The organism is Stenotrophomonas maltophilia, assembly GCF_006974125.1.
In the GTDB taxonomy this organism is placed as follows: domain Bacteria; phylum Pseudomonadota; class Gammaproteobacteria; order Xanthomonadales; family Xanthomonadaceae; genus Stenotrophomonas; species Stenotrophomonas maltophilia_O.
Genome location: NZ_CP037858.1, coordinates 2,444,656 through 2,460,710, shown reverse-complemented (window position 1 = coordinate 2,460,710; position 16,055 = coordinate 2,444,656). Strand labels below are relative to the sequence as shown.

The following is a 16,055-nucleotide window of genomic DNA, read 5'->3' as shown; positions in this document are numbered from 1 at the left end:
GTCATCGCCGGTATCGCGCACGATGCCGGCATCCTCGGCTGCGATCACGACGATCGCCACAAGGGCGCGTATTTTGACCGCCACTTAACAACCGATCCCCAATGACGTGATGCATTTCGCATCGTCACCTCCGGTCGGTATGCTGTGCCGCATGCAGCCAAAGAAATACGCCCTGCCGCTGATGGTCCTGTCGCTGGCCGCCACCTCCGTGGCCCACGCGCGCGGCACCATCGACAAGGTGGACATCAAGGGATTGGACAAGGGCGACGACGCCGCAATCATCGAGAACATCCAGGAATCGCTGTCGTTGTACGACACGATCGGCAAGGAACAGGGCGAATCGCGCCTGGAGTACCTGCTGTCACAGGCCGAGCGGCAGACCCGCCAGGCACTGGAACCGTTCGGATACTACAACCCGGTGATCAAGGTCGAGGCGCCGCGCGAGGACGAGCACGTGCGCGTGCTGATCCATGTCGACAAGGGCACCCCGGTCACCGTCCGCCGCGAGCACATCGACATCACCGGGCCGGCGATGTACGACCAGTACCTGCAGGACGACCTGGCCGCGTTCAAGCCGCGCAAGGGCCAGCGTTTCGAGCACACGCAGTACGAAGCCAGCAAGATCACCGTCACCCGTCGCCTGGCCGAACGTGGCTATTTCGATGCCGACTACACCCAGCGCCAGGTGCAGATCACCCGTGCCGACAACGCGGCCGACATCGACCTGACCTGGGACAGCGGCCGCCGCTACAACATGGGGCCGGTGCGTTTCGAGCAGGATTACTTCGTCGACAAGCTGTTCGACCCGCTGGTGTATTGGGAACAGGGCAGCTACTTCCACGAGGGCAAGCTGGACCGGCTGCGCGAGTCGCTGACCAAGCTGGACTACTTCAGCGTGATCGACATCCAGCCACGGCCCGACCAGGCCGATGCGAACGGCGAAGTGCCGGTGGATGTGAAGCTGACCCGTGCCAAGCGCACCATCTATACCGCGGGTCTGAGCTACGGCAGCGAGAGTGGCCCGGGTGTGCGCGGTGGCATCGAACGGCGGTGGCTGAACAACCGCGGCCACAAGATGAACACGCAGCTGGACTATGCGCAGAAGCGCAAGAGCCTGGTCACCAGCTACCGCATTCCGGCCTTCAACTGGCTTGATGGCTGGTACACCTTCGCTGCCAGCGCCTACGACGAGCAGACCGACTACATCGACCTGCGGAACTTCAAGCTGATCGCCAGCCGCAGCGGCGAGATCAACGAACACTGGACCGCGATCGCTTCGATCAACGCGCTGCGCGAGCGCTGGCGCTATGCCTCCGGCACCGAATTCACCGACGCGGTCTACAACACCTCGACACTGGTCTACCCGCAGCTGGTGGCCGACTACGTCAACGTCGATGACGAGCTGTTCCCGCGCAAGGGCATCAGCGGTACCGCGACGATGCGCGCCGGTGTCGAAGGCGCCGGTTCGGACACCAGCTTCGTGCAGGCCAATGCCGTGCTGCGCTGGTACATCCCGGTGGGTGAAAGCAACCGCCTGATCCTGCGTGGTGAGGGCGGCACCACCTGGACCAGCGACCTGGTGGCGATGCCACCGAGCCTGCGCTACTTCGCCGGTGGCGACCGCAGCATCCGCGGCTATGCCTATCGCGAGGTGGGCCCGCGGACCCCGGCACCGGACAAGTACGCGCTGGGCGCCAAGAACCTGGTGATCGGCTCGGCCGAGTACGAGCACTACTTCAATGGTGGCCCCTGGGGTGCGGCGGTGTTCGTCGATACCGGCAGCGCCTTCGACAACACCATTGATCTGCACACCGGCGTCGGCTTCGGCGTGCGCTGGAAATCGCCGGTGGGCCCGGTGCGCGTGGATATCGCGCATGGCCTGAACAACCCGGATTCGCAGTTCCAGCTGTACCTCAACATCGGAGCGGACCTGTGAGTACGCCCGCACCCGCTCCGAACCCGACCACGCCGCCGCGCGTGCGCTTCTACCGCCGCCGCCGCTTCTGGGCCTGGTCCGGTGTGGGCGTGCTGGGCCTGGTGCTGCTGGCCCTGCTGGCGGTGTATTGGCTGCTGCAGACCGTGGCCGGCCGTGACGTGCTGCTGGCACAGGTGGTGGCACGGCTGCCGGTGGGCGCCAGCTTCACCTGGGACAAGGTGGAAGGCCCGGTGGCCGGCCCGCTGACCCTGTACAACGTCGACTTCCGCTACGACGACATCCATTTCCATGCAGAACGCGCGCACCTGGAGCCGGACCTGCGCCCGCTGCTGGGCCGCAAGCTGCTGCTGGACAAGCTGGAGCTGACCAACGCGACGCTGAACCTGGCCAAGAGTGACGAGCCGTTCAAGCTGCCGTCGTGGCCGGATTCGCTGCCGCAGATCGAAATGCCGTTGGCGATCCAGGCCGATGCCATCGCCATCGATGGCTTCCGCATCAGCCAGGCCAACGAGCCAGTGATCGACATCAGCCGTGTGCGCGGTGGCATCGAGATCGCCAACGGCGAGTTCCAGGCGCACAAACTGGTGGTGGACAGCGACATGGGCAATTTCACCGCCCAGGGCCGCTATATCCCGGCCAAGGACTACGACACCGACGTGACCGTCACTGCCGTGCTGCCGGCGCCGCGTGGCCGCACGGCCGCCACCGTCGGTCTGGTCGCCCGTGGTGACCTGTCGCACATGGAAGTGGCCGTAGCCGGGCGCGCGCCGAAGCCGCTGCACGCGATGCTGGTGTTCGATGGCCGCACGGATCCGAGCTGGAGCGCCAGCATCCGCAGTGACGAGCTGGATCTGGCGCTGCTGTCGCCGGCACTGGCCAGCTCGGCGATCGCGCCGCTGGCACTGGACTTCACCGCCGCCGGCAAGGGCGGCAACGCCAACCTGCGTGGCAAGGTGAAGCAGGGCGATCAGGAACTGGAACTGGCACCGTCGGTGGTGTCGCTGAAGGACCAGGTGCTGAACGTCTCACCGCTGCTGGTGAAGGGCCTTGGCGGTGAGGCGCGACTGGAAGGTACCGCCGATTTCAGCCAGGAAGACCAGCAGAAGCTCAACTTCTCGGTGGTCGCACATGATCTGACCTACGTGCCAGCGGCGGACCCGAACACCGCCGGCAGTGCACCGGTGCCGGTCACCTTGAAGGAAGCGCGCTTCGGCCTGGCCGGTACCCTGAAGGCCTGGGCCGCGATCGGCCGTGCCGAGGTCGAGCGCGATGCGCAGAAGGCGCAGCTGCACTTCGACGTGCGCGGCAACGATCAGGCCGCGTCGATCCACCAGCTGCAGGCGCAGACGCCGGGTGGCCAGCTGCAGGTGGAAGGCCAGGTGGCGTGGGCACCGCAGCTGGACTGGGATGCCAAGGCCACGCTGAAGGACTTCGACCCCGGCTATTTCGTGCCGGGCTGGAATGGCCGCCTGTCCGGCAACCTGGCCTCCAAGGGCCGCCAGCTGCCGCCGCCGGCAAACGCGCCGCCGGGCACCGCCGGCACGCTGGAAGCCACCGTCGATCTGCCCTCGCTGAAGGGCGTGCTGCGCCAGCGCAATCTCGATGCGCAGGGCAAGTTCGCGCTGCAGGGCGCGCAGGGCCAGGGTGACCTGAAGCTGTCGCTGGGCAGCAGCCGGGTGACCGCTTCGGGCAAGGTCGGTGATCGCCTCGACATCGATGCGCGCTTCGAGCCACTGCAGCTGAGCGATCTGCTGCCGGGCGCCGATGGCGGCCTGCGTGGGCAGGTACAGGTGAAGGGCCCGCGCGATGCGCCGGACATCACCGCCGACCTGGTCGGCAACAACCTCAACTGGGACGGCTACGGCGCCGAGAGCGTGAGCATCAAGGGCCACCTGCCGTGGCGCGGCGACAGCGGCACGCTGGCGATCCAGGGCCAGCAGGTCAATGCCGGCATGCTGCTGGAACGCTTGAACGTGGATGCGCAGGGCAGTGTCTCCAACCTGCGCCTGGCCGCGCAGACCCGCAACGAGATGGGCGCGATCGAGCTGCAGGGCAGCGTCCGCCAGCAGGGCGCGCAGTGGCGCGGCGAGCTGGCCGCGCTGCGCATCGCACCGGTGAAGGGCGATGCCTGGTCGTTGCGTGCACCGGCGGCGTTCGCGATCAACGGCAGCAACTACACGCTGGGCGAAGCCTGCCTGGCTGCCGCCAGCAGCGGCACACTTTGCGCACAGGCCAACTGGCCGCGCGAGGGCCTAGTGGTGCGCAGTGATGCACTGCCGCTTGCGCTGGTGCAGCCGTGGTTGCCGCCGCAGTCCGGCCGCCGCATCTACCTGCGTGGTGATGTCAGCCTGGACGCGCAGATCCGCCCGCGCGGCAATGCCTGGGAAGGCCATGTGGAAGTACGCTCGAAGGAAGGCGGCGTACGCCTGGGTGAGAACCGCAACACCGTGGGGGACACCACCCGCGGCGAGCTGGTGCGCTATGACCAGTTCTCGCTCAAGCTCGACATGACCCCGGCCAGCATCAAGGGCTATCTGGGCATGGGCTTCCAGGGCAACGGCTTCGTCGATGCCAGGATGCAGACCGGCTGGGAAGCCAGCGCGCCATTGAACGGCGAGCTCTATCTCAACATGTCGCGGCTGTACTGGCTGGAGCTGTTCTCGCCGGACATCGTGCGCCCGACCGGCCTGATCGAAGGCCACGTCAGCCTGCGCGGCACGCGCGGCCAGCCGTCGCTGGGCGGCGACGCGCAGTTGAGCAACTTCAAGGGCGAATTCCCCGCGCTGGGCCTGACCTTCGACCAGGGCAAGGGCAGCTTCGTGGCCCAGCCCGACGGTTCGGCCAAGATCACCGCGCAGGCCAACTCGGGCCAGGGCACGCTGTATGTCGATGGTGGCCTGTCCTGGTTCGGTGATGCACAGCCGCTGCAGTTGAAGATCCACGGCGACAACGTGCTGCTGTCCAACACCAGCGAGCTGCGCATCGTCGCCAACCCCAACCTCGACTTCACCCTGGCCAAGGCGGCGATGGAACTGCGCGGTACCGTGCACGTGCCCGAGGCCGACATCGATCTGGAGCGCCTGGACCGTGGCACCTCGGTGTCCGAAGACGTGGTGGTGCTGGACCCGGCTGATCCGGAAGAGTCGCGTACCTCGCCGTTGGACATGGAGCTGGTTGTCAGCCTTGGTGACAAGGTGAAGATGACCGGCTTCGGCCTGAAGGGCGCGCTGACCGGCAAGATGCAGGTCTGGGCCAAGCCCGGCCGCGAGATGACCGCCAATGGCGGCCTGGAAGTGAGTGGCCGCTACAAGGCGTATGGGCAGGACCTGACCATCACCCGCGGCAACCTCACCTGGAACTACAACGCGGTGTCCGACCCGCGCATCAACATCCGTGCCGAGCGCCGGATCGGTGATGTCACCGCCGGCATCGACGTGACCGGGCGTGCGCAGCAGCCGCGTGCGGACGTGTGGTCCGATCCGGCGATGTCGCAGTCCGAAGCACTGGCCTACCTGGTGCTGGGCCGCAGCCTGACCGGGGCCAGCAGCGATCAGACGCAGCAGGTCAACGCGGCCTCGGCGGCACTGTCGGCCGGCAGCGGCCTGCTGGCCTCGCAGCTGGGTGCCAAGCTGGGCCTGGACGACGCCGGCGTGAGCCAGTCGCGCGCGCTGGGTGGTTCGGTGATCGGCGTCGGCAAGTACATCTCGCCGAAGCTGTACGTCGGCTACGGCGTGTCGCTGGTCGGTGCCGGTTCGGTGATCACGCTGAAGTACCTGCTGCGTCGTGGCTTCGACGTGGAAGTGGAATCGAGCACGGTGGAAAACCGTGGGTCGATCAACTGGCGGCGGGAGAAGTAACCCGCCGCCACTCAACCGCCCTCTGTGCCGGGGTCCATCTGGCTGACGACGGCGAAGGAGGGGGCTGGCCTGCGCGGACGAGGCCCGTGCGTGAGCATGCCGAGTGCATCGGACGGCGACGATGGTTCGACGGGGGCTGGCGCGGACGCCGTTCGCGATGGAGTCCATCCCACGAAGGTCGCCAGCATGACGACGCCGGCCACGATGACCACCGAGGCATGGATCGCCACGCGTTTCATGCCGGACGTGCTGAGCGCAAGCGGTCGCGCGGCATCACCCAGCAGTGCCAGAACTGCCAGAACCGCCAGCACGATCATTGCACCCAGCAGGCAGCGAACAATCGCCACCTGCATCTTCAGGAGACTGAAGTGCCTGGGCTGCGATATCGCCATCCAGAAGGCGATCTGATCTGCGTCCAGTGGCGCCAGCGTGTCGCGGACGGTGTGCACCCCCAGATGCTGCATCGTGCGCCGCATGGTGCCTGCGCGCCCGGGCACGCAGGCCGACAGCGTCGATTCCAGCCAGTGCCACGGTCGGGTCAAGCGTTCCATGCGGGCATGGGCTTCCTGTGCGGACACGCGGTCCTGCGGTCGATCCAGTGCTTCGGTGAGGGCCGCGTGGTTGCGCGGCTGCAGCAGCCAGTGGCGATGCAGCTGGCTGCGTCGTGCACGCACCCGGTAGGGATCGATATCACCCCGGATCTCATCCCAGCAGAAATACCGGCTGAGCAGATCGAAGTTGGACTCGCACAGGGGCCCGCCCTGGTGCAGCAGCTGCTGCAGTACCACGTCGCCGATGCGTGGCCTGTCAGCCAATGACCACAGCTCCGGACGATGGGCCAGCCAGCGCTCGAAGCTGGCCGGGTCGGCGTCGGCCGCGGTATTGATCAGCAGGCGCGCAAACCGGGGCAGGTTCAATGGCGGTTCCACCACATCGTCCGGCATGTCGGTGTCGAGCGTGCATGGATGATGCAGCACCGGCATGTGGTCCATCGGCGAATGGTTGTCATACGGCGGCGATGAGACGGGTGGGCTGTTGTCTGCAGGTGGGATCGACAGGGCTTCTGCACTGCTTTCCTCCTGCCATTGCGCGCGGTTACGTGCCCACTGCAGCGCTTCCTGGTAAGCCTCGTGCAGCGCCTGGAATGCCACCGGGTCTTCGTCCGGGCGTGCCCCACGCAGTCTCTGCGCGTAGACGCGCTTGATCGCCTGTTCGTCGGCGCTGGCGTCGAGCCCGAGAGCGTCCAGCGCCTGTTTCACGCAGTGTTTCCAGAGGCCGGCGGGAGCCGGTCAATCGGCACGTGACGACGCGCGCGATGCAGGAACTCGGCGCCCCACTGCAGCAGGGTGAGAACGATGCCTGCTTCGGCGATCAGCATGGCAAGCACCATGAAAACGGCGTGGCGGATTCCGAACCGCATCCGGGCCCCGACGCGTCGCCACAGGCGCGCAGTCGCCAAGGGCAGTGCCATGAAGATCAGCAGCGTACCTTCCATGCGGTGGCCCAGGCCATGGACAAGAACCAGGCTGCCGATCGCCATCAACGGCGCCGGCAGGGCCAGCAGCAGCCCTGCACGCTGATGAGTGAGGTCAAGCGTAAGTTGGCGCAGCGCCCAGCGAACAGGCACCCACAGTACTCCCATCACCGCCAGCAGCAGGCCCAAGAGCGCCCCCAGCTGGACGAACATCGCGGCTTCGCCCGCCTTTCCCTGGACCAACGAGACACCTGCGATTCCACCAAAGAACAACAGGCTGCAGACGCCCAGCAGCACGCCACGCAGCGCGTTCACCTGCCAGCGCCACCGGTTGGGCCGGGAGACGTCGGCAAGACTTCGCCAGAACAGGATCTGCTGCGGATGCCATGCCTCGGGTACCTGTTCCCTTCCCCCCGACTCGATGGCATCCAGCAGTGCGTTGACTTCATTGATGTGCTCGGGCAGCTGCGCCTGCCAGAGGGATCGTCGCAGGTTCCATGGCTGCGACAGGTAGCTCAGGCAACGGCTGACCGTGATCTTTCCCAGCCGCAGGCTGCCCTCTCGTTCAAGCAGTGCCGACAGTTCCGCCGCATTCCCGGTCTCGGCGGCCCAGCGTCGATGACCGCGCGACTGGATCGATGCCAGCCTGTCCGGATCCACGCCATCGTGTACATCATCCCAGCCAAAGCAGCGTGCGAGCAGACCCATGTTGGCTGCGCTGATGCCGTTGTGACTTCGTGCCAGTTCATCCAGCAGCGCATCACCCGCCAATGGCTTGTAGCGCAGCGACCACAGCACCGGCGTGGCCTCCAGCCAGGGGCCGAAGTCGTCGACCGGCAACAGATAGGCCTGGCGCAGGATCAACTGCGCGTGGCCTGGTACATCGACCACCCCCTCCAGCTCCACCACCGGTGCCGTGCGCAGCAGCACAGGCGTGCCGCGGGGTGGCAACGGAGGTGAGTACGAACGCGTTTCCGGCGGCGCCCATGCCACGTCGACGTCGTACGGCCAGGGGACGATATCGGCTGCATGCTCCGCCGGTTCGGCCTCGTCCGCGGTATCGGCCAGAGGATCCTGGCGGGCCCAGTCCAATGCCGCCTGATAGGCCTCATGCAGGTGCTGGAAGGCGATGGGATCCTCGTCGGGGCGGGTCACCCGCAGGCGCTTTGCGTAGGCGCGCTTGATCGCGCGCTCGTCAGCCGTCTCGTCCAGCTCCAGGACGTGCAGTGCCCAGCTCATGCATCGCGCTCGAGAGTGTCGAGTGCCTCGTCCAGCTGATGGCGATGGCGCTCGACGGCAACGGCATCCTGGCTTTCCAGCACATGGCGGAAGCTGCTCAGCCACGACTGCAACAGTTCGCGGTGATGGATGCGTTCCTCGTACAGGCGCTCGGTGCGGGCGATCACCGCGAGGTTGGGCTGGGCGTCACGCGGGTGAATCTTCAGCGCTTCCAGTGCGCGCAGGCGCTGCTGGATCTCTTCGGGTGACAGCAACCCGGGATTCTGTTCCAGGATGAGCTCGTGGCGCTTGCCGGTGGTGTCCTCGGTGACTTCGACCTGCAGCAGCCCGTTCACGTCGTAGGTAAAGCGGGCGGTGACGCTGCGCTCCTGCATCGGGACAGAATGGGTCAGCGGGACGGTCAGCTCACCGAGCTTGATGTTGCGATCCACCGTCGGGCTCTCGCCTTGGAACACGTCGATACGGATGGCACTTTGCCGCTCGTGCAGCGGGTAGAAGCGATCCTCGCGGCTGACCGGCACGACGCTGTTGCGCTGGATGATCGGGTGGAAATAGCCGCTGCGCTCGCCACCGGAAACATCCTGGCGGGACACCTGCGTGCCCAGTGTGTAGGGGCAGACATCGGTCAGCACGACCTCGCGCAGCGATTCGTCGCGCGCCTTCAGTCCTGCGGCAACGGCGGCACCCAATGCGATCGCCTGGTCCGGATGGACGTGGCGCAGCGGTAGCCGGCCGAACATGCGGGTCGCCAGCTTGCTGACCATCGGCATGCGTACCGCACCGCCGACCAGGATGATGTCGTCCAGCGCCTCGGGCTTGAGCCGGGCGTCGCGGATCGCGCGCTCGATGGGCGTGCGCATGCGCAGCAGCAGTGGCTCGCAGAGCTGGGTGTAGCGTGCTTCATCCAGCTGCCAATGGCGTTCACTGCCGGCCAGGGGCAACTGCAGACTGGCAGTGCTGTTCTGGCTGAGTTCGCGCTTGAACAGTTCCAGCCGACGCAGCAGCTGCGCCTGCTCGGCAGCGGACAGGTCGCTGGCGGACGTGCGCTGGTCGGCATGGAAGGCCTGCACGAGCACCTGCAGGAAGTCCTCGCCGCCCAGGAAATTGTCGCCAGCGCTTGCATGCACTTCGACCACGCCGTCGAACAGTTCCAGGATGGAGACGTCGAAGGTGCCACCGCCCAGGTCCAGCACCAGCACGCGGCCTTCGCCGTCACGCTCCTGCAGGCCGTAGGCCAGCGCGGCGGCCGTGGGTTCATTGATCAGGCGCTCGACGCGGATGCCGGCAAGCTCGCCGGCGGCGCGGGTGGCCTTGCGCTGGGCGTCGGAGAAATAGGCCGGCACGCTGATCACCGCCTCCTCCACCTTGCGGCCCAGGGCGGCTTCGGCGTCGGCCAGCAGCGAGCGCAGGACCATGGCCGAGAGCTCCTCGGGACGGAAGCTGCGCTCACCCAGCCGGGTCTCACGGTCGCTGCCCATCCAGCGCTTGAAATGGGCCACGGTCTGCTGAGGATGGCTGACCAGGCGGTCACGGGCCGGCTGGCCGACCAGTACGGCACCATCGACGAGGCTGACCACCGAAGGGGTCAACAGCTCGCCATGGGCATTGGGGAACAGCTGCGGCCCCGCTGCCGTGTGCATGCCGATGAGGGAATGGGTGGTACCAAGATCGATGCCGACGATCATCTGCGAACGTCCGATGTGCAGAAAACGGCAATTCTAGGAGCGCGGCGCAAGCCTGACTATCGGGCGTTGCCCGACAGCGCCCCACGGGCTATGGTCCCGGGCTGTTCTGTCGTACCGGATTGCCTCATGTCACCACGCAAAGCCCTTCCCACCGCCCTGGCCCTGGGCCTGACCCTCGCCGCCGGCGCCCACGCCGATGAAGGCATGTGGATGCCGACCCAGCTGCCGGAACTGGCCAAGCCGCTGCAGGCCGCAGGTTTCAAGGGCAATCCGGCCGACCTGGCCAATGTCACTGCGCCGCCGCTGAGCGCCGTGGTGCGTGCCGGCGGCGGCACCGGCTCGTTCGTGTCCGCCGATGGCCTGCTGCTGACCAACCACCACGTGGCGATGGGCGTGATCCAGTACAACAGCTCGCCAGAGCACGACCTGATCAACGGTGGCTTCATCGCCAAGGACCGTGCCGACGAGCGCCCGGCCAACCCGGACTTCCGCGTGCTGGTCACCGTCGGCTTCGACAAGGTGACCGACCAGGTGCTGGCGCAGGCGGGTGGCAAGACCGGCCGCGCCTACTTCGATGCCGTCGATGCGGCCAGCAAGCAGATCGTGGCCGAGTGCGAGAAGGACGGCAGCGTGCGCTGCTCGGTGGCCAACATGTACTACGGCACCGACTTCTACCGCATCGCCCAGCTGGAACTGAGCGACGTGCGCCTGGTGTACGCGCCGCCGCGTGCGATCGGCAACTACGGCGACGAGATCGACAACTTCATGTGGCCGCGCCACACCGGCGACTTCACCCTGCTGCGCGCCTATGTCGGCAAGGACGGCAAGCCGGCCGCCTACAGCAAGGACAACGTGCCCTACCAGGCGCCGGCGCACCTGCAGATGTCGGTGGAAGGCCCGAAGGAAGGCGACTACGCGATGCTGGCCGGTTACCCGGGCATCACCTACCGCCACCGCACCGCGGCCGAATTCGCCGGCCAGATCGATGCTGTGCTGCCGCGCCGCGTGTCGGTGTTCCAGCAGATGATCGACACCATCGAGGCCGCCAGCGCCAAGGATGCGCAGGCGCGCACCCGCTATGCCTCGCAGCTGCAGTCGCTGAAGAACAACCGCAAGCGCGCTGCCGGTGAACTGGAAGGCCTGCTGCGCAGCGATGCCAAGGCCCAGCGTGCCGCCGACGAGACGGCGATGCTGGCCGCGACCGACCGCAAATATCAGGCCGACATCAAGGCGCTGCTGGCCAACCTGTCGCAGGGCGCGGCGGTGGGCGAGCGTGACCTGCTGCTGGACCAGATGGCCGCGCAGAGCCAGCTGCTGCGCTCTGCGCTGCTGCTGGAGCGCCTGCGCATCGAATCGGCCAAGCCGGACGCGCAGCGCGAGAGCGGTTTCCAGCAGCGCGACCAGGCGATGATCGAAGGCGTGCTCAAGCAGGTCCAGCGCCGTTACGCACCGGAGGTCGAGAAGGCGCTGCTGACGACTTTGCTGACCCGCTACCAGAAGCTGCCGGACGCGCAGCGCGTGGCCGAGTTCGACGCGGCGTTCGGCCGTACCCCGGAGCAGCTGGCCAAGGCGCTGGACACCCTGTACGCCGCCACCCAGCTGGGTGACGAGGCGCAGCGCCTGTCGCGCTTCGCTGCTGCGCGCGAAGGCAAGGCGCTGGCCGCCGATCCGCTGATCGCCGTGGCCGGCCCGCTGGTGGCCGCGCAGCTGCGCATCGAGAACGAGAGCAAGACCCGCGAAGGCGAGCAGCTGCGCCTGCGCCCGGCCTACATGCAGGCGCTGTTCGCCTGGCGTGCCAAGCAGGGCCGCGCCGTATACCCGGATGCCAACCGCACCCTGCGCATCAGCTACGGCAAGGTCGAGGCGCTGCACCCGCGCGATGGCGTGACCTACTCGCCGGTGACCACCGTGGCCGGCATCGTCGAGAAGAACACCAACGCCTATCCGTTCGATGCACCCAAGCCGCTGCTGGCCGCGATCGCCAAGGGTGACTTCGGCAGCACCGCCGACCCGGCACTGAAGACCCAGACGGTCAATTTCCTGACCAACCTGGATACCACCGGCGGCAACTCCGGCTCGCCGGTGCTCAACGCCAAGGGCGAACTGATCGGCCTGAACTTCGACAGCAACTGGGAGTCGGTCAGTGCCAGCTGGTGGTTCGACCCGCGCTACAAGCGTGCCGTGCACGTGGACATGCGCTACCTGCGCTGGCTGCTGGCCAAGGTCTACCCGGCGCCGGAGCTGCTGAAGGAAATGGGCGTGCCGGCCCAGTAAGAAGCCGGCCACGACCAACGGTCGTGGCCCGCACCGCGTAGGCCCCCACCTTGGTGGGGGTGGTTGCCCCCAACGAGCCCGCACCCCCGGCCACGCCTGGCCTACACTGCGGGTTCTCCCGACGGAAACGCGCGCGTGGTCTCCAGCTGGATCCTGCTGCTGGTCTCGGTTGCCTATGCTGCGCTGCTGTTCGGCGTGGCGTGGTGGGGCGACCGTCGGCCGATGTACCCCGACCGGCCGTGGCTGCGGCCGGTGGTCTACAGCCTGGCGCTGGCCGTGTACTGCTCGTCGTGGACCTTCTACGGCGCGGTCGGCACCGCCGTGCGCAACGGCGTGGGCTATCTGCCGATCTACATCGGCCCGCTGCTGCTGCTGCTGTTCGGCTGGCGCATCATCGAGCGCCTGGCGCTGATCGCACGCAGCCAGAACGTGGTCTCCATCGCCGATTTCATCTCCTCGCGCTTCGGCCGCTCGCGGCGGTTGGCGGCACTGGTGGCGATCATCGCGCTGATCGGCATCATTCCGTACCTCGCCCTGCAGTACAAAGCGGTGGCGATGAGCCTGCAGGTGCTGACCGGCAACACCGGCCCCACCGGCTTCTTCACCGACCCGGCACTGTACGTGGCGCTGCTGATGGCGTTGTTCGCCACCCTGTTCGGCACCCGCCAGGTCGACGCCACCGAGCACCACCACGGCATGATGCTGGCGATCGCCTTCGAATCGGTGATCAAGCTGCTGGCGATGGTGGCGGTGGGCGTGTTCGCCTACCTGTGGCTGAGCAACCGCACCGACGCGGTGGTCGAGTCGGTGCATACGCTGTTCACCGGCCTGCCGCCGGTGGGATTCATCTCGCAGACACTGCTCAGTTTTCTCGCCATCATCTGCCTGCCGCGCCAGTTCCACGTGGCCGTGGTCGAGTGCGGAGACGTGCGCGACGTGCGCCGCGCGCGCTGGATGTTCGGCGGCTACCTGGTGGTGATCTCGGGCATGGTGCTGCCGATCGCCACCGCTGGCGTCACCCTGTTCGGCACCGGTGGCAGCGTCGCCGACGATTCGATGGTGCTGGCGCTGCCGCTGGCCGAGGGCCGCAACGCGCTGGCGCTGATCGCCTATGTCGGCGGTTTCTCGGCGGCGACCGGCATGGTCATCGTCTCGTCCATCGCGCTGGCCACCATGGTCAGCAACGACCTGGTGATGCCGGTGCTGCTGCGCCGCAGTGGCGACCACCAGGAAGCGGCCGACGTTGCCTCGCGCGTGCTGTGGATCCGTCGCCTGGCGATCCTGTTGCTGGCGCTGATGGCCTACAGCTACTACCGCACCAGCAGCAACGACAGCACGCTGGCCTCGTACGGCCTGATGGCGTTCGCTGCGGTGGCGCAGTTCGCGCCGGGCCTGATCGGCGGCCTGTACTGGCGCGGCGCCAGCCGCCGTGGCGTCGAGACGGGCATGCTGCTCGGCTTCGCGACGTGGCTGTACACCCTGCTGCTGCCGGCGATGACCATGGCCGGCTGGGTCGATGCCGCCTGGGTGCAGCACGGACCGTTCGGCATCGAGTGGCTGCGCCCGCAGCAGCTGTTCGGCATGACCGGCTGGGATCCGCTCACCCACGGCACCTTCTGGTCGCTGCTGGTCAACGCGGCGACGATGATGCTGGTGTCTGCGCGCTGGCGCCCCGGTGTGGACGAACGGCTGCGTGCGGCGCCGTTCCTCGACCCCTATGCCGAGCGCCCGTCGGTGGCCGGTGGCTGGCCCGGCCATGTGCATGTGGGCGACCTGCTGGCACTGGCCTCGCGCGTGGTCGGTGAACGTCACGCACGGCGCTCGTTCTTCGAGCAGGCGCAGTCGCTGGGCCGTGAGTTGCAATCCTCGGCGCCTGCGGACCGGCCGTGGGTGCAGTTCACCGAACGCCTGCTGGCCGCGTCGATTGGTGCGGCGTCGGCACGCCTGCTGCTGACCAGCCTGCTGCGTGGTTCGGGCATGGACCTGGGCGAAGTGGTAGCAGTGCTGGACGAAGCCGGGCAGGAGCTGCGCTTCAACCGGGAAATCCTGTCGACGACTCTGGAGAACATCAGCGCCGGGGTCAGCGTGGTCGATCCGGACATGCGCCTGACTGCATGGAACCGCCGCTACCAGGACATGTTCGGCTACCCCGACGGCATGCTCTACGTGGGCCGCCCGGTGGCCGACCTGATCCGCTACAACGCCGAGCGCGGCGAGTTGGGCGAAGGTGATATCGAGGTGCAGATCAACCGTCGCATCGGCTACATGCGAGCCGGTTCGCCGCATGTGTTCGAACGCACCCGCAGCGATGGCAAGGTGATCGAGATGCGTGGCCAGGCACTGCCCGGTGGTGGCTACGTGACCAGCTACAACGACATCACTGACTACAAGCACGCGGAAAAGGCGTTGCTGGAGGCCAACGAGACGCTGGAGCAGCGCGTGGCCGAGCGCTCGCACGAGGCCGAGGTCGCGCAGCAGTCGAAGACCCGTTTCCTGGCGGCGATCAGTCACGACGTGCTGCAGCCATTGAACGCTGCACGATTGTTCGCATCGGCGTTGCGTGACAGCGACCATGTGAGCGATGAGCAGAAGCACCTGGCCGAGCGTGTGGATGCCTCGCTGCGTGCGGCCGAGGAACTGCTCGATGGCCTGCTGGACGTGTCGCGCCTGGATGCAGGTGGCCTGCACCCGGTCATCGGGGAGTTCGACGTGAGCGCGCTGATGCGCGAACTGGCCGCGCAGTACACCCCGGTTGCTGCGGGTCGTGGCCTGCGCCTGGACCTGTTCGCGCGGCCGGCCTGGGTACGCAGCGATCGCCGCCTGCTGCGCCGCGTGCTGCAGAACTTCCTGGCCAACGCGCTGCGCTACACACGGCAGGGGCGCATCGTGCTGGCGGTACGCCATCGCGGCGATGAAGTGGAACTGCAGGTGTGGGATACCGGCCCCGGCATTCCCGAACACCACATGCGGCAGATCTTCGACGAGTTCCATCGTTACCAGCAGCCGTTCGACTGGGGCGAGCAGGGATTGGGCCTGGGCCTGTCGATCTGCCAGCGCATCTCGCGACTGCTGGACCATCGCCTCAATGCCCGCAGCCGCGTCGGCAGCGGGTCGATGTTCTCGATCATCCTGCCGCGGGTGGCGCCGCTGCCGGGCTACACCGAGCTGGCCACGCCGGTACAGGCCGTGACTGCGCCGGTGCGCAGCGATTCGCTGGCCGGCCTGCGCGTGCTGTGCGTGGACAATGACGAGGAGATCCTCGACGGCATGCGCGCGCTGCTCGGCCGTTGGCAGGTGCAGGTGATCACCGCTGCCACCGTCGACCAGGCGCTGGAGAAGATTGCCGAGCGCCCGCAGGTGATGCTGGTGGATTACCACCTGCACGACCGCATGGATGGCCTGGACGCGCTGGTGGCGTTGCGCGAAGCCGCCGGCTACGTGCTGCCAGGCGCATTGCTGACCGCCGACGGCCGCGACGAGCTGAAGCGGATGGCACGCGAACGTGGCTATCGCGTGCTGACCAAGCCGATCAAGCCGGCCTCGCTGCGCGCCTTCCTGGGCGCGCTGCGCGACGCGCAGTAGTGCCGGCC

Annotated in this window: 7 protein-coding genes; 4 read left to right on the top strand and 3 right to left on the bottom strand. The window is 67.3% G+C overall.

Features of this window, described 5'->3' with window-relative positions; all coding sequences use genetic code 11:
* Positions 1-139 precede the first annotated feature (139 nt).
* Together EZ304_RS11135 and EZ304_RS11130 are read left to right on the top strand one after the other, a co-directional pair.
* Positions 140-1,936, top strand: coding sequence for an autotransporter assembly complex protein TamA (locus EZ304_RS11135; RefSeq protein ID WP_099554341.1), 1,797 nt, complete (start codon positions 140-142; stop codon positions 1,934-1,936).
* On the top strand, positions 1,933-5,793 hold the full coding sequence (locus tag EZ304_RS11130; RefSeq protein WP_142807080.1) for a translocation/assembly module TamB domain-containing protein: 3,861 nt from the start codon (positions 1,933-1,935) through the stop codon (positions 5,791-5,793). Before EZ304_RS11135 ends, EZ304_RS11130 begins: the two co-directional genes overlap by 4 nt.
* Before the next feature lie 11 nt (positions 5,794-5,804).
* On the opposite strand, the gene EZ304_RS11125 is transcribed toward EZ304_RS11130, so the two are convergent.
* Genes EZ304_RS11125 through EZ304_RS11115 form a run of 3 tightly spaced genes read right to left on the bottom strand, consistent with a single transcriptional unit; the run spans position 5,805 to position 10,191 of the window.
* A complete protein-coding gene (locus tag EZ304_RS11125; protein WP_142807079.1) occupies positions 5,805-7,052 on the bottom strand; it encodes a heat-shock protein in 1,248 nt (415 codons plus the stop codon).
* Positions 7,049-8,506, bottom strand: coding sequence for a J domain-containing protein (locus tag EZ304_RS11120; protein WP_142807078.1), 1,458 nt, complete (start codon positions 8,504-8,506; stop codon positions 7,049-7,051). The genes EZ304_RS11125 and EZ304_RS11120 overlap by 4 nt, the downstream gene beginning before the upstream one ends.
* Complete coding sequence (locus tag EZ304_RS11115; RefSeq protein WP_099554348.1) at positions 8,503-10,191, bottom strand: molecular chaperone HscC; 1,689 nt, start codon at positions 10,189-10,191, stop codon at positions 8,503-8,505. The genes EZ304_RS11120 and EZ304_RS11115 overlap by 4 nt, the downstream gene beginning before the upstream one ends.
* 126 nt (positions 10,192-10,317) lie before the next feature.
* Here EZ304_RS11115 and EZ304_RS11110 point away from each other — a divergent pair, with 126 nt between their 5' ends.
* Together EZ304_RS11110 and EZ304_RS11105 are read left to right on the top strand one after the other, a co-directional pair.
* Positions 10,318-12,465, top strand: a complete 2,148-nt coding sequence (locus EZ304_RS11110) for a S46 family peptidase (RefSeq protein WP_142807077.1) — start codon at positions 10,318-10,320, stop codon at positions 12,463-12,465.
* A 135-nt stretch (positions 12,466-12,600) separates the two neighbouring features.
* Positions 12,601-16,047 carry a hybrid sensor histidine kinase/response regulator gene (locus tag EZ304_RS11105; protein ID WP_099554352.1) on the top strand — a complete coding sequence of 1,149 codons (3,447 nt, stop codon included), beginning with the start codon at positions 12,601-12,603 and terminating at the stop codon, positions 16,045-16,047.
* Positions 16,048-16,055 lie beyond the last annotated feature (8 nt).

What these genes read in the sequence shown, in the direction of transcription:
- EZ304_RS11135 (WP_099554341.1), top strand. Translation starts at nt 140, where the DNA reads ATGCTGTGCCGCATGCAGCCAAAGAAATACGCCCTGCCGCTGATGGTC.
- EZ304_RS11120 (WP_142807078.1), bottom strand. Translation starts at nt 8,506, where the DNA reads ATGAGCTGGGCACTGCACGTCCTGGAGCTGGACGAGACGGCTGACGAG.
- EZ304_RS11115 (WP_099554348.1), bottom strand. Translation starts at nt 10,191, where the DNA reads ATGATCGTCGGCATCGATCTTGGTACCACCCATTCCCTCATCGGCATG.
- EZ304_RS11110 (WP_142807077.1), top strand. Translation starts at nt 10,318, where the DNA reads ATGTCACCACGCAAAGCCCTTCCCACCGCCCTGGCCCTGGGCCTGACC.